General features: G+C 54.8%; 14 protein-coding genes and 1 pseudogene. 8 read left to right on the forward strand and 7 right to left on the reverse strand.

The features are described 5' to 3' along the window. The first annotated feature begins 11 nt into the window (after window positions 1-11). Window positions 12-800 (forward strand): siderophore-iron reductase FhuF, encoded by a 789-nt coding sequence (gene fhuF, locus K7R23_RS02120; RefSeq protein WP_012908728.1) that lies wholly within the window; start codon window positions 12-14, stop codon window positions 798-800. A gap of 9 nt (window positions 801-809) precedes the next feature. Continuing rightward, window positions 810-970 (forward strand): annotated as a pseudogene (locus K7R23_RS02125) (YbaK/EbsC family protein); the annotation flags it as partial. A 46-nt stretch (window positions 971-1,016) separates the two neighbouring features. Here K7R23_RS02125 and bglJ read toward each other — a convergent pair. From bglJ to K7R23_RS02150, 5 genes are all read right to left on the reverse strand, one after another. Then, window positions 1,017-1,649, reverse strand: coding sequence for a DNA-binding transcriptional activator BglJ (bglJ, locus tag K7R23_RS02130; protein WP_012908727.1), 633 nt, complete (start codon window positions 1,647-1,649; stop codon window positions 1,017-1,019). Then, window positions 1,610-2,332: a helix-turn-helix domain-containing protein gene (locus tag K7R23_RS02135; RefSeq protein WP_012908726.1), complete on the reverse strand. Its 723-nt coding sequence runs from the start codon at window positions 2,330-2,332 to the stop codon at window positions 1,610-1,612. Before K7R23_RS02135 ends, bglJ begins: the two co-directional genes overlap by 40 nt. Window positions 2,333-2,594: 262 nt before the next feature. Further along, window positions 2,595-3,479, reverse strand: coding sequence for a helix-turn-helix domain-containing protein (locus K7R23_RS02140; RefSeq protein WP_012908725.1), 885 nt, complete (start codon window positions 3,477-3,479; stop codon window positions 2,595-2,597). Window positions 3,480-3,494: 15 nt separating this feature from the next. After that, on the reverse strand, window positions 3,495-4,679 hold the full coding sequence (gene pobA / locus K7R23_RS02145; RefSeq protein WP_012908724.1) for a 4-hydroxybenzoate 3-monooxygenase: 1,185 nt from the start codon (window positions 4,677-4,679) through the stop codon (window positions 3,495-3,497). 24 nt (window positions 4,680-4,703) lie between these two features. Continuing rightward, a complete protein-coding gene (locus K7R23_RS02150) occupies window positions 4,704-4,871 on the reverse strand; it encodes a hypothetical protein (protein ID WP_012908723.1) in 168 nt (55 codons plus the stop codon). Between the two features lie 104 nt (window positions 4,872-4,975). On the opposite strand from K7R23_RS02150, the gene K7R23_RS02155 reads away from it, so the two are divergent. The 6 genes from K7R23_RS02155 to opgB all read left to right on the forward strand — a co-directional run bounded on the left by K7R23_RS02155 (window position 4,976) and on the right by opgB (window position 10,750). Further along, the gene (locus K7R23_RS02155; RefSeq protein ID WP_012908722.1) at window positions 4,976-5,752 is read left to right on the forward strand and encodes a threonine/serine exporter family protein; all 777 of its coding nucleotides are present in this window, start codon (window positions 4,976-4,978) and stop codon (window positions 5,750-5,752) included. Further along, window positions 5,743-6,216, forward strand: coding sequence for a threonine/serine exporter (locus K7R23_RS02160; RefSeq protein WP_024133092.1), 474 nt, complete (start codon window positions 5,743-5,745; stop codon window positions 6,214-6,216). The genes K7R23_RS02155 and K7R23_RS02160 overlap by 10 nt, the downstream gene beginning before the upstream one ends. A gap of 99 nt (window positions 6,217-6,315) precedes the next feature. Next, a complete protein-coding gene (gene dnaT, locus K7R23_RS02165) occupies window positions 6,316-6,855 on the forward strand; it encodes a primosomal protein DnaT (protein WP_024133091.1) in 540 nt (179 codons plus the stop codon). Between the two features lie 2 nt (window positions 6,856-6,857). Then, window positions 6,858-7,595: a replicative helicase loader DnaC gene (dnaC, locus tag K7R23_RS02170; RefSeq protein ID WP_012908719.1), complete on the forward strand. Its 738-nt coding sequence runs from the start codon at window positions 6,858-6,860 to the stop codon at window positions 7,593-7,595. A 94-nt stretch (window positions 7,596-7,689) separates the two neighbouring features. Then, window positions 7,690-8,184 (forward strand): YjjA family protein, encoded by a 495-nt coding sequence (locus K7R23_RS02175; RefSeq protein WP_148222127.1) that lies wholly within the window; start codon window positions 7,690-7,692, stop codon window positions 8,182-8,184. A 274-nt stretch (window positions 8,185-8,458) separates the two neighbouring features. Then, window positions 8,459-10,750 carry a phosphatidylglycerol--membrane-oligosaccharide glycerophosphotransferase gene (gene opgB, locus K7R23_RS02180; protein WP_024133090.1) on the forward strand — a complete coding sequence of 764 codons (2,292 nt, stop codon included), beginning with the start codon at window positions 8,459-8,461 and terminating at the stop codon, window positions 10,748-10,750. A gap of 57 nt (window positions 10,751-10,807) precedes the next feature. Here the strand turns inward: opgB and K7R23_RS02185 are convergent, their stop codons facing one another. Next, window positions 10,808-11,818, reverse strand: a complete 1,011-nt coding sequence (locus K7R23_RS02185; protein ID WP_012908716.1) for an SIS domain-containing protein — start codon at window positions 11,816-11,818, stop codon at window positions 10,808-10,810. An 18-nt stretch (window positions 11,819-11,836) separates the two neighbouring features. Next, window positions 11,837-12,898: an SIS domain-containing protein gene (locus K7R23_RS02190; protein ID WP_012908715.1), complete on the reverse strand. Its 1,062-nt coding sequence runs from the start codon at window positions 12,896-12,898 to the stop codon at window positions 11,837-11,839. Window positions 12,899-12,907: the final 9 nt, after the last annotated feature.

The following is a 12,907-nucleotide window of genomic DNA, read 5'->3' on the forward strand; positions in this document are numbered from 1 at the left end:
CTATCCACGCTATGGCCTATCGTTCCGCACCCGTCATTGATAATGTTATCTGGCGAACGCCTCTCCAGCCGCAGATTCCCTCGCTGGCCGAAGCCGTACGTGCGACCATAGCCCGGACGCGCGAGCACCTGCTGGATTTTATTCGTCTGGATGAGCCTGCGCCGCAGAGCGCTATGACGCTGGAACAGTGGCGTCGCCCCGACGAACTGCAGTCCCTGCTGAGCCTCTATTCCGACCATATATATCGCAACCAGCCTGCGCTGACGCGCGAAAATAAGCCGCTTATCTCGTTATGGGCGCAATGGTATATCGGCCTGATGGTGCCGCCGCTGATGCTCGCGCTGTTGACCCAGCAAACGGCAATTGATGTCTCGCCCGACCATCTCCACGTAGAGTTTCATGAAACAGGACGCGCCGCGTGCTTCTGGATTGACGTCCACGAAGACCCGCAGGCGAGCGCCTGTTCGCCACAGCTACGCATGGAAAAACTGATCAAACAGGCGCTCACCCCGGTCGTGCAAGCGCTTGAAGCGACGGACGAGATCAACAGTAAGCTTATCTGGAGCAACACCGGCTATCTGATCCACTGGTATCTCAACGAAATGAAACCGCTGCTTGGTGAGGCATTGCTCAATACGCTTCGCCAGACCTGCTTCTTTGACAAACAGCTTTCCTGTGGCGCAGATAACCCGCTCTGGCGCACCGTGGTGCCACGCGAGGGGGTGCTGACGCGCAGAACCTGCTGCCAGCGCTACCGCCTGCCCGACGTACAGCAGTGCGGCGACTGCACGCTGAAATAAAGTAAAAAACCTTTCGGACTGGAAACGCCGCTGCCCGCTGATTGTGATGTTTCTCTGCAGACCTGTGCCAAAACGCTTTCCGCCGCAGGCGTATTGATAGCGCCATTCGCATCTCGCCAGAACGTATGGCTGAACTGACTTCAGCTATCTGGGTTGACGTCAGCCAGTAAATGCCGGTCGCGGCAACCTGGACAGAGGAAGACGTCGGCTGTGGAGTTAAAGCAAAATATCAGCCGCATTCAGCAAACCGGCGTCGGAATTGACGCCCAGCTTCGACATCACGTTAAATTTATGCGCCCGGATGGTTTTAATGTTCCGCTCCAGTTCAACCGCGATTTCCGGCATTGAGTAGCCGTGCGACATAAAGCGCAAAATCTCCCGCTCTGTGGGGCTCAACATACGGCTCTGATTGATATACCAGATCGTATGATGGCTTTCGTTAAATCGACGCGGGCCGGTGAGGTTGGCAAATAACGCCTCCTGCAGCTCCGGCAGCGATGCCTCTTTACTCAGAACGCCATCCAGCGGCGCAGGCGACAGCGCGGCGATCAAACGCGCCTCGTTATCATCATCCGCAATAACCAGACGACGCATACGGGGATAATCAATGGCCAGTTCAGCCAGACACGATAATCCCACCCGGCGGTCTTTTCTAATCGAGGAGAGAGCGAAAATCACGGCGGAAAAATCCATTAGTCTCATCGCTTCCCGGAACGCATCCCGTGTTTTGAAAAGACACAACTTATAATGGTGTTCAGGGTTGGTAATAAATATACTCTGAAAACCAATACGACTCATGACGCATTTTTCTACGAGTGCGACATTTCCCGTATAGCTTCGATTTTCCATTCCATCGTATCTCCATATACAGAAGGTAAATTCAATTCTCTCGCTCCCTGAGAACTGTTAATCCATGCATACATTTCAGCATTACTGGTGATTGATAACCGGCGCATTGCACTGTTTTTTTGCGCGCTGATGGTTTTATTGCTTTTCTTAAGCAACATCGCAATCTGATTGATTCCCCAACCCTTACCCAGCAGGCGCAGCACTTTTCGCTCTGACAGCGTTAAAATAATCGAACGTGAAGTAAATTCCTGATGTTCGGCTTGTGCGGGCGATAACAAAGACTGACTAATTCTTTCCGGATTTTTGCAACCGGAACGGACGGTATTGACCAGATTTTCTATCGGCTCGACATCAGACAACAGCGTGCTGGAGGGGCACATCAGGAATTCAACCGCCTGCGGATAGTACGCGCGGGAGACCAGAAAAACCCAGTGAATATCCCGATACTGAGTAATAAGCGTATAAAATTGCTCGCAGAGATTACGCGGCTGGTGACATTCGCCGGTGAGATCCGCGATCACCACATCCGAACGACGAAGTTGTAATAACGTCAGCTCTTCTACAGCACGACAGGACGTCATTTCATATTCCGGGAAATGATGGTGCATAATCCCATTGAGTCCCGCCTGAATTACCGGCACTTTGCTGATGACAATTCCATTTTTGCAGCGTCCTGGCAACATAATATCCTCCACATTTCATATCCATTATTGTCCCGTAATTCACTGTGATGGTATGAGTTTGCCTATACATCAGCGAAATACGAAAAACAAAACAATAGTTAATATGAATTGTTTATCCCTGTGTTTTACGTAAATTCCTTACGAGGCGATTATATAACTATACGCATAGTATAACGCAAGCCTACGCCATTAATAATTAACCAGAAACCCGAAATGCAACATTAAATTTTTCTACATTTGCAAATTAGCTCTGCTTACCTGATTAGCGTAAATGGTTTTTTTTTATAATTTCCCGATATGCTTTAGGTGATATCTTTTGATGTTTTTTAAAAAAGCGCGAAAAGTAAGTCACGTCGCTGAAACCAAGGTAATCAGAGATTTGATTTACTGTCATACAGGTATATTGCAGGCTCCGTTTCGCCTCCAGCATTAAGCGTTGATGTAATACGAATAATGCACTGCAATTATGAAATTCACGACATAGCTGGTTGAGATAGTTCGCAGAGAGCCCTACCCGTCGCGCATATTCCGTCAGCGGAAGATGTTCGCGGTAGTGACGCTCAATCTGGCGGGCAAAAAGACGCATCGCGCTGCGCCGACGCGCCAGTTTATCATCCTGTCGCATCGCCGGTTGATGCTGACGGCGAAGCCAGACCAACAGCGCGCTGAGTAGCGAAAATAACATCATATCCCGCGCCTCGTTATCCGTCTGGTACTCCCGGCGCAATGCCGAAAAGAGCGTACGGATATGGCGACGGGATTGCGCCACCGGCACGCATTGCGGCGTATTCAATAATGCCAGCGGCTGAGGAAACTGCGCTTCCAGCCGACTCAACAGCGGCAGCGCCAGAGAGAGCACATAGCCCTGGGTGCCCGGTGAAAAGCGAAAGCCGTGCACGCAGAGCGCCGGAACGATCTGAATACAGGCGTCGCGCATAACCGTTGTCCGCCCTTCAATCTCAATGGTCGCCTCTCCCTGGTGCAGATAGAGAAGCTGGACGAGTTCAGCATGCTGATGCGCCCGGATATGCCATTCATATAAACGGCTGCGCTGGTGAATCGACTCGCAGTGCAGCAGATCCGGCGTCGGCCAGCCCTGTTGTTCGCCATACAGTTTAAAAACAGGAACCGCGTCAGCAAATGGCATGAGTACTCCTCATCGTCAGCCCACTTTTTCATACGGCAGCCCGACATAGTTTTCCGCAATGGTCGTCAGGCCGGCACGGGAGCGCAGATAATATTGCCTGTCCGCCGCCTGCATTTTGCGGTCGAACGCGCTCTTTTCCGGAAAGTCATGCAGCAGATGGGTCATAAACCAGCTGAATCTTTCCCCTTTCCATACCCGGTTCAGGGCCAGGCGAGAATAGGTATCAAGCAGGTCAGCACGCCCGTTCCGGTAATACTGCGCCAGAATGCGCCACAAATAGTTCACGTCCGAAGCCGCCAGGTTTAGCCCTTTCGCGCCGGTCGGCGGCACAATGTGCGCCGCATCGCCGACCAGATAGAGCCGACCATACTGCATCGGTTCCACAACGTAGCTGCGCAGCGGCGCGATGCTCTTTTCAAGTGAGTGACCCGTCACTAACCTGGTCGCTAACGCCTCGGGCAGCCGTCGTTTCAGCTCGCCCCAGAAGCGCTCATCGCTCCACTCTTCCACCTGCTCGCTGAGGGGAACCTGCAAATAGTAGCGGCTTCTGGTTAGTGAGCGCTGACTACAAAGTACAAACCCGCGTTCATGGTGGGCATAGATAAGCTCCGGATTGACCGGCGGCGTATCGGAAAGCAACCCCAGCCAGCCAAATGGCCAGAGGCTTTCATATTCACGTATCACATCGCGCGGAATGCTCTGTCTCGACACGCCGTGGAAACCATCGCATCCGGCGATAAAGTCACAGTCAATGCGGCACTTCTCCCCCTCTTTTTCAAAGGTGATATAGGGCCGATCGCTTTTTGCGTCATGAATTTCTACCTGCTGTACGCCATAAATCGTCGGCGCGCCGCAGTCGCTACGCGCCTGCATCAAATCACGCGTCACTTCCGTCTGTCCGTACACCATCACGCTTTTACCGCCGGTTAATTCACTCAGGGCGACCGGGATGCGCTCGCCGTCAAAAATAAACTCGACGCCATGATGCAGCAGGCCTTCCTGCTCCATGCGCCGGGCGGCCTCCGCCTCACGCAGAAGATCGGTCGTCCCGCTTTCGAGAATGCCCGCACGGATCCGCCCCAGCACATATTCCGGGGTCTGGCGCTCAATGATGAACGTGCGGATCCCGGCCTTATGCAGTAACTGTCCCAGCAACAGGCCTGAAGGGCCTGCGCCGATAATGGCAACCTGAGTTTTCATCGCTTCCACACCCCGCACGGTTGATTATTTGTTTAAATAATGTTGTTTAAAAGTTTCATATTGCATTTTTGATAACCCGCACCAGAAAAAGAAGGTCAAAACGGGGCCAAAAATTGCACTTTTCACCGATTTAGCAAAAGTGTGGCGCAGTTCAAATTCTGCTTTCGCGGCGGCTGGCTCTTTTTTCAACACAAAGATTGATCTCAGCCGGAGCCAGAAAATGTACGCTTCATGATAAAAAGGGGGTCTTTCGTCATCAGATAGTACGCAACGCGTCTTTTCAGTCAGGGCGAGTCATGCAAGAAGAGCAGTCATTTCAGCGAACGGTTACACGGTTGTGCATTCAGTGCGGGCTATTTTTACTGCAACACGGCGCGGAAAGCGCGCTGGTTGATGAACTCTCCACCCGCCTCGGGCTGGCGTTGGGCATGGACAGCGTGGAAAGCGCCATCTCCTCCAATGCCATTGTGCTGACCACCATTAAGAACGGGCAGTGCCTGACCTCCACGCGTAAAAATCAGGATCGCGGCATTAACATGCATGTGGTGACGGAAGTTCAGCATATCGTCATTCTCGCCGAACATAAGCTGCTGGATTACAAAGACGTCGAAAAACGCTTCAGTCAGCTCAGGCCGTTACGCTATCCGCGCTGGCTGGTCGCGCTGATGGTCGGTTTCTCCTGCGCCTGCTTCTGTAAGCTGAACAACGGCGGCTGGGACGGCGCGGTCATTACCTTTTTCGCCAGCATGGTGGCAATGTATATTCGCCAGCTGCTGGCGAACCGCCATTTACATCCGCAGATTAACTTTTGCGTCACCGCGTTTGTCGCCACCACCATTTCCGGTCTGCTGCTGCATCTTCCGGCCTTTCGCCAGACGCCAACCGTGGCGATGGCCGCCAGCGTTCTGCTGCTGGTTCCCGGTTTCCCGCTGATCAACGCGGTGGCGGATATGTTTAAAGGGCACATCAACACCGGACTGGCGCGCTGGGCCATCGCCAGCCTGCTGACGCTGGCGACCTGCGTCGGCGTGGTGATGGCATTAACGGTATGGGGGCTTCGCGGATGGGTATAATCGATTTTATTCTCGCGCTGATACAGGACATGATCCTGTCCGCTATTCCTGCGCTGGGCTTTGCGATGGTGTTTAACGTTCCTCACCGCGCGCTGCCGTGGTGCGCGCTGTTGGGCGCGTTAGGTCACGGGTCGCGCATGGTGATGATGAGCGCCGGATTTAACATTGAATGGTCAACGTTCATCGCTTCGCTGCTGATCGGCAGCATCGGCATTCAGTGGTCGCGCTGGTATCTGGCCCATCCGAAGGTCTTTACCGTCGCGGCGGTGATCCCGATGTTTCCCGGTATTTCGGCCTATACGGCGATGATTTCCGCGGTAAAAATCAGCCACTTTGGCTATAGCGAAGCGCTGATGATCACGCTGCTGACCAATTTTCTGAAGGCCTCGTCGATTGTCGGCGCGCTCTCTATCGGCCTGTCGGTGCCCGGACTGTGGCTGTACCGCAAGCGCCCGCGCGTGTAATTCCGGCGGCAGGCGCATCCCTGCCGCTGCTCCTCTTTGGTGTGTTACTATAGAAACAGAGTCCCTTCCCGGTTGCAGTCCGTATTGAGAAACGCTGTTATGTCATCCAGAATTTTAACCCCGGACGTCATTGCTATTGACGCCTTATCAGACAACTACCAGACGGTGCTGGCGAAGGCGGAAGGCGGCGCGGTGGCGGTATTCGCCAATAACGCCCCGGCCTTTTACGCGGTGACCCCGGCGCGCCTGGCACAGCTGTTGGCGCTCGAAGAGAAGCTTGCCCGGCCGGGATGCGACGTGACGCTGGACGCGCAGCTGTATGACGAACCGCAGCCGACGCCGGTCAGCGTGCCGCTGGGGAAATTCGCCATGTATCCCGACTGGCAGCCGGACGCCGACTTTCAGCGCCAGGCGGCGTTATGGGGCGTGGCGCTGCGCGAACCGGTCACTGCCGAAGAGTTAGCCGCATTCGTGGCCTACTGGCAGGCGGAAGGCAAGGTATTTCACCACGTGCAGTGGCAGCAAAAACTGGCGCGCAGCGTGCAGATTGGGCGCGCCAGCAACGGCGGCCTGCCGAAGCGCGACGTCAATACGGTCAGCGAACCTGACAACCAAATTCCACCGGGTTTTAGAGGGTAACAATGAAAAACGTTGGCGATCTGATGAAACGTCTGCAAAAAATGATGCCAGCACATATCAAACCGGCGTTCACGACCGGTGAAGAGCTGCTGGCCTGGCAGAAACAACAAGGTGAAATTCGCGCGGCGGCGCTGGCCCGCGAAAACCGGGCGATGAAAATGCAGCGCACTTTTAACCGCTCCGGCATCCGGCCCCTGCATCAAAACTGCTCCTTCGATAACTATCGCGTTGAGTGTGAAGGACAGATGAACGCGCTGAGCAAAGCGCGTCAGTACGTGGAAGAATTTGACGGCAACATCGCCAGCTTTATCTTCTCGGGCAAGCCGGGAACGGGAAAAAACCACCTGGCGGCGGCAATCTGCAACGAACTGCTGCTGCGCGGCAAGTCGGTGCTGATTATCACCGTGGCCGATATTATGTCGGCGATGAAAGAGACCTTCAGTAATCGCGAAACCAGTGAAGAACAGCTGTTGAACGATCTGAGCAACGTCGATCTGCTGGTGATTGACGAGATCGGCGTGCAGACCGAATCGCGTTATGAAAAGGTGATTATTAATCAGATCGTCGACCGGCGCTCCTCCTCAAAACGCCCGACCGGTATGCTCACCAACAGCAATATGGAGGAGATGACCAAGCTGCTGGGCGAGCGGGTGATGGACCGGATGCGCCTCGGCAACAGCCTGTGGGTGATATTCAACTGGGAAAGCTACCGCAGTCGGGTGACCGGCAAGGAGTATTAAGACCATTCCGGCGCTTTTCGACGCTATACTGCGCAGACTCCGTCCTCAGGCGCGGATAAGCCGGTACGCCGATAACTTCATTACATGAGTCACGATTATGAAAACAGCTAAACGTCTTCTGGGCTGCGCAATGACCGCCAGCGTATTGTTCGCCACCAGCGCCTTCGCCGCTTCATGGCAGGAGTCCCTGTCCAGCGCCGCCAGCGAACTGAGCAAGCAGAGCGCCGGTTCGTCGCAGAGCGGCACCACGCTCGCCAGCCTGGGCAGCCTGCTCAACGGCGGCAATCAGGCGCTGAGCGCGAGTAATATGAATAACGCCGCCGGTATTTTACAGTACTGCGCAAAGCAGAAACTGGCCTCGGTGACCGACGCGGAAAGCGTAAAAAATCAGGTGCTGGATAAACTGGGCCTCGGCGCGACGGAGCAAAAGCAGGACAACAACTATCTCGACGGCATTCAGGGCCTGCTGAATACCAAAGACGGCCAGCAGCTTAATCTCAATAATATCGGCAGCACGCCGCTGGCGGAAAAAGTGAAAACCAAAGCCTGCGATCTGGTGCTTAAACAGGGCATGAACTTCATTTCCTGATTACCGACGCCGCGTTTTAGCCGTTTCCCGGCGAGTGCGGCGTTTACAGCCTCTTTATTGCCCTCTTCTTCTCCTGTCCACCCGTACGGCGGGAAGTGACGGCGATCAAAAAAGTCTATTTCTAAACCAATTCTGAATCACATCGCAAAACGATGACACTAGAATTGCAGCTAAGTGACAAGCCCATTACATTGTACTCCCTGAAAAAAGATTAGCTGCCCGCCGGGCATCTGATTCAGGACCTTTCCGCAAGGCTTTTCGTGAGGATCGTCTGTTGTCTGAGTTACTTTCCATCGCTCTGTTTCTCGCGTCCGTACTGGTTTACGCGTCGAAAGCGGGGCGCAATGTCTGGTGGTTTGCCGCGACGTTAACCGTGCTGGGGCTGTTTGTGATTTTAAATATCACCTTATACGCCAGCGACTATTTTACCGGTGACGGCATTAACGACGCGGTGCTCTACACGTTGACCAACAGTCTGACGGGCGCAGGCGTGGGTAAGTATGTTCTGCCGGGCGTCGGCATTGCGCTGACGTTAGTCGCGGTATTCGGCGCGTTAGGCTGGGTGCTGCGCCGTCGCCGTCACCATCCGCATCATTTTGGTTACAGCCTGCTGGCGCTACTGCTGGCGCTGGGCTCCGTGGATGCCAGTCCGGCATTTCGCCAGATCACCGAGCTGGTAAAATCCCAGACGCGCGACGGCGATCCCGACTTCGCGAGCTATTACAAAGAACCGGCGAAGCGTATTCCCAATCCAAAGCTGAACTTGGTCTATATCTACGGTGAAAGCCTCGAACGCACCTATTTCGATAATAACGCCTTTCCTGACTTAACGCCGGAGCTTGGCGCGCTGAAAAACGAAGGGCTGGATTTCAGCCATACCCAGCAGCTGCCGGGTACGGATTATACCATTGCCGGTATGGTCGCCTCGCAGTGCGGCATTCCCCTGTTCGCCCCATTTGAAGGGAACGCGTCGGCCTCGGTTTCCAGCTTCTTCCCGCAGAATATTTGCCTTGGCGATATCCTGAAAAATTCCGGCTATCAGAACTACTTTGTGCAGGGCGCGAACCTGCGTTTCGCCGGTAAGGATGTGTTCCTGAAGTCCCACGGCTTCGACCATCTGTATGGCGCGGAAGAGTTAAAAAGCGTGGTTGCCGACCCGCACTACCGCAACGACTGGGGCTTCTATGATGACACGGTGCTGGATGAGGCGTGGAAGAAATTCGAGCAGCTCTCCCGCTCCGGCCAGCGCTTCTCGCTGTTTACGCTGACGGTCGATACCCATCACCCGGATGGCTTTATCTCGCACACCTGTAACCGCAAGCGCTACGACTTCGACGGCAAGCCGAACCAGTCATTCAGCGCCGTCAGCTGTAGCCAGGAAAACATTGCCGCCTTTATTAATAAAATCAAGGCGTCGCCGTGGTTTAAGGATACCGTGATCGTGGTCTCTTCCGACCATCTGGCGATGAACAATACCGCCTGGAAGTATCTGAACAAGCAGGATCGCAATAACCTGTTCTTTGTGCTGCGCGGCGACAAGCCGCAGCAGGAGACGCTGGCGGTCAAGCGTAACACGATGGATAACGGCGCCACGGTGCTGGATATTCTTGGCGGCGACAACTTTATCGGCCTTGGCCGCAGCAGCCTGTCTGGTCAGTCGCTGTCGGAGGTGTTCCTCAACAGCAAAGAAAAAATCCTCGCCATGAAGCCGGATATCATCCGCTTGTGGAACTTCCCGAAAGAGATGAAGACCTTTACCGTTGACGGCGAGAAAAACATGATCGCTTTCTCCGGCAGCCATTTCCGTCTGCCGCTGCTGCTGCGGGTCTCTGACAAGCGCGTTGAGCCGCTGCCGGAAAGCGAATACTCCGCTCCGCTGCGCTTCCAGCTGGCCGATTTCGCCCCGCGCGATAACTTCGTCTGGGTCGATCGCTGCTACAAGATGGGCCAGCTGTGGGCGCCGGAGCTGGCGCTCTCTACCGACTGGTGCGTGTCTCAGGGGCAGCTTGGCGGCCAGCAAACCGTACAGCACGTCGATAAAGCGCAGTGGAAAGGAAAAACCGACTTTAAAGAGACGGTAATCGACATGCAGCGCTACAAAGGCAATGTCGATACGCTGAAGATTGTCGATAACGACATTCGCTATAAAGCCGACAGCTTTATCTTTAACGTGGCGGGCGCGCCGGAGGAAGTGAAGCAGTTCAGCGGCATTTCCCGTCTGGAATCGTGGGGACGCTGGTCCAACGCGCAGCTCGGCGAAGAAGTGAAAATCGAGTACAAACAGCCGTTGCCGAAAAAATTCGATCTGGTGATCACCGCGAAGGCGTATGGCGATAACGCCAACCGGCCCATTCCGGTTCGCGTAGGTCAGCAAGAGCAGACGCTGATGCTGGGCCACGAAGTCACCACCACCACCCTGCATTTCGATAACCCGACGGAGGCGTCGACGCTGGTCATCGTGCCACCCGAACCGATCGCCACCAACGAAGGCAATATCCTCGGCCACTCGCCGCGTAAGCTCGGCATCGGCATGGTGGAGATCAAAGTGGTCAACGCGCAGAGTTAAGGCGATACGCCGATCGGCAACGACGACTCGCCGCTGCCGATCGGCGCAGGCTGACAATCAGTAGTCGAACTGACGGTAATAGCGACGGATATCCAGGCTATGACCGGTGTATTTCTCGAAGTGCGCCGCCAGGCGATCCACCAGCAGCGTCGACGCCACGCACGGCGCCAGTATCCAGCGGAACGCCTCATCAATGCCGGGCAACGGGTATTGCGCCGGATCGATAATCACCAGATGATCGGTTATCTTCGCGGCGAAGCGCTCCACGCGCTCATCCAGCGCCCGGCATTTCCCTTCGCCCTTCACCAGCAGCAGCGGAACGTCTTTTTCCAGCAGCTCCAGCGCGCCGTGGAAGAACTCCGCGGAGGTCACGGGGCGCGTGCGCTTCCACTGCATCTCCTCCAGAATACACATTGAGAACAGGTAGACTTCGCCCCACATCTCCGCGCCGCCCACCCACATCATATAGTCGCTGTTATGATAACGGCTGGCGATGCTGTCAGCCTGCGGATCAAAGGTCTGTTTCGCCTGCAGCAGATGTTCCGGCAGGGTTTCCAGCTGGCTGGCAAAACGCGCATAGTCGGCAAAGTCGCCATGACGGAACAGCAGCCGGAAGAACAGCCAGTACAACAGCATATACTCATATTCCACGCCGTTTTTATGGCGCATAGGAATGTGCCATGTCGCCGCCTGCGCCAGCGGCGAGTCGGCGTTTTTGGTGATAGCGACCACGCGGATCCCCTGCGCTTTACACCATTCGGCAATGGCGACCGACTCTTTGGTATCGCCCGATTTAGAGAGCGTCACCACCACCGACTCTTTATTTAAGCGTTTATTCCCTTTATGAATTAATTCCGCCGCCTGCTCGATATATACCGGCAGCCCGGTTAATTCTTTGGCGAACTCATTAATTGCCATCATTGGCGCTAAAGAGCCGCCCACGGAGGCGAAAAATAATGAACTGAAGCCCGAGGTAAATATTTCATCGGCAACCTGTTCCGCTTTCTCGCGCGCAGCAACGATCTCACGAGCACTCGTCAGGTACTCGTCCTGATTAAAACCCAACATAAATTTTCTCCTGATAAATCAGATTTTACTTTTTAAAACGCGATCGAAATCATCAAAAATACGGACAGAAAGATCGATACCTTTCAGCGAGGCGATATGACAGGCCAGCAGTTGCACCGGTACGATCAACAGGAGCGGGGACAGGTAATGATCCACCGCAACGCCCAGCGCCAGGGTACTGGCGTTGCGCTCCGCCGCAGCCAGCGTGACCGTGAACGCACGATCCACCGCCGATTCCATATACTCGCGAAGCAGGCGCGAGCGGGCATCCGCGCGATCTTCAAAAAAGAACATCACGTGGTCTACGCTGGCCTCCAGATAAGGGCCGTGCATGTAGGCTTCCAGCTCAAAGCCCGAGGAAGGCACGCGAACGGTTTCGGTAAATTTGGTTTCAAATTCTTTCGCCACCCCGACCAGCGCGCCATAGCCGATCGCCACGAAGCGCTTGCCCTGCCGCAGAACATCCTCATTCCGCTGGATAAACGCCTCAGTGCGCGTAATCACCTCGGGAATCGCCGTCGCAATATGCTGTAGTTGCGCCAGGTAATCGGCCTGCTGGCTCTCGCTCACCCGCTGCTGCTGGCGGGCGATTATCAGCGCGATCAGCAGCAGGTTCAGAACCGTGGCGCTGAATCCGCGGGTCACGAACCCCACTGTCTCAATGCCGGTCAGGATATCCAGCAAATAATCGCAGGCCAGCCCGACCGGGCTTTGCCGATCGGCGGTCAGCGCGAAAACCGGGACGCCCTGAGCCTGCACTTTTCCCATCGCCTCCAGCGTGGAGGCGCTCTTGCCGCTCTGTGATATGGCAATCACCATATCAACCTGCGGATCGAGATTTTCATAATGGGTAAAAGTAGAAGGCTCTTTAATCTCGATATTCACGCCCCACTGTTCGAAAAAATAACGGGCGCAAAATGCCGCATTAAGCGACGATCCCGTCGCCAGGATCATGATCCGCTTAATGTTGTGATTTTCGGCAAATTGCGAAATCGCGGCCAGCGAGCGGCGATATTGGCGCAAAATACCCGACAGCGTTTCAGACTCTTCATCAATGTACGTCAGCATCGTAGGCGTCATGCTTTTCCC

Source organism: Citrobacter rodentium NBRC 105723 = DSM 16636, from assembly GCF_021278985.1.
Classification (GTDB): domain Bacteria; phylum Pseudomonadota; class Gammaproteobacteria; order Enterobacterales; family Enterobacteriaceae; genus Citrobacter_A; species Citrobacter_A rodentium.

Bases quoted from the DNA above. Each gene is read 5' to 3' on its own strand.
- fhuF (WP_012908728.1), top strand. From the start codon at position 12: ATGGCCTATCGTTCCGCACCCGTCATTGATAATGTTATCTGGCGAACG.
- bglJ (WP_012908727.1), bottom strand. From the start codon at position 1,649: ATGGAAAATCGAAGCTATACGGGAAATGTCGCACTCGTAGAAAAATGC.
- K7R23_RS02135 (WP_012908726.1), bottom strand. From the start codon at position 2,332: ATGTTGCCAGGACGCTGCAAAAATGGAATTGTCATCAGCAAAGTGCCG.
- K7R23_RS02140 (WP_012908725.1), bottom strand. From the start codon at position 3,479: ATGCCATTTGCTGACGCGGTTCCTGTTTTTAAACTGTATGGCGAACAA.
- pobA (WP_012908724.1), bottom strand. From the start codon at position 4,679: ATGAAAACTCAGGTTGCCATTATCGGCGCAGGCCCTTCAGGCCTGTTG.
- K7R23_RS02155 (WP_012908722.1), top strand. From the start codon at position 4,976: ATGCAAGAAGAGCAGTCATTTCAGCGAACGGTTACACGGTTGTGCATT.
- K7R23_RS02160 (WP_024133092.1), top strand. From the start codon at position 5,743: ATGGGTATAATCGATTTTATTCTCGCGCTGATACAGGACATGATCCTG.
- dnaT (WP_024133091.1), top strand. From the start codon at position 6,316: ATGTCATCCAGAATTTTAACCCCGGACGTCATTGCTATTGACGCCTTA.
- dnaC (WP_012908719.1), top strand. From the start codon at position 6,858: ATGAAAAACGTTGGCGATCTGATGAAACGTCTGCAAAAAATGATGCCA.
- K7R23_RS02185 (WP_012908716.1), bottom strand. From the start codon at position 11,818: ATGTTGGGTTTTAATCAGGACGAGTACCTGACGAGTGCTCGTGAGATC.
- K7R23_RS02190 (WP_012908715.1), bottom strand. From the start codon at position 12,898: ATGACGCCTACGATGCTGACGTACATTGATGAAGAGTCTGAAACGCTG.